The sequence below is a fragment of the Paenibacillus sp. 598K genome, assembly GCF_003851045.1.
Taxonomy (GTDB): domain Bacteria; phylum Bacillota; class Bacilli; order Paenibacillales; family Paenibacillaceae; genus Paenibacillus_D.
This window is the reverse complement of record NZ_BFBX01000046.1, coordinates 42,854-43,112: the sequence shown is the minus strand read 5'-3', so window position 1 is coordinate 43,112 and position 259 is coordinate 42,854. Positions and strand designations below refer to the sequence as shown.

At 64.9% G+C, this 259-nt stretch carries 1 protein-coding gene; it reads left to right on the top strand.

The features are described from left to right. A partial coding sequence (locus PA598K_RS15130) for an alpha-L-rhamnosidase N-terminal domain-containing protein (RefSeq protein ID WP_148091950.1) occupies window positions 1–259 on the top strand: 259 nt, incomplete at both ends.

The window sequence follows — 259 nt, the reverse complement described above, 5'->3', positions numbered from 1 at the left end:
CTACGATGTCACGGAGCTGCTCGCCGCAGGGGCGAACACGATCGGCGCGATGGTCGGCAACGGCTGGTACAAGGGCAATCTTGCCTGGGAGGGGCGACGAGACTACTTTGGCGATACGCGAGCGTTGCTCGTGCAGCTCCATGTGACGTATGCCGACGGCTCGCAGCAGGTGATCTGCAGCGACGATGCTTGGCAGTGCAACGGCGGACCGCTGCTGCGCACCGAGCTGTACCACGGCGATCTGTACGACGCCCGGCTC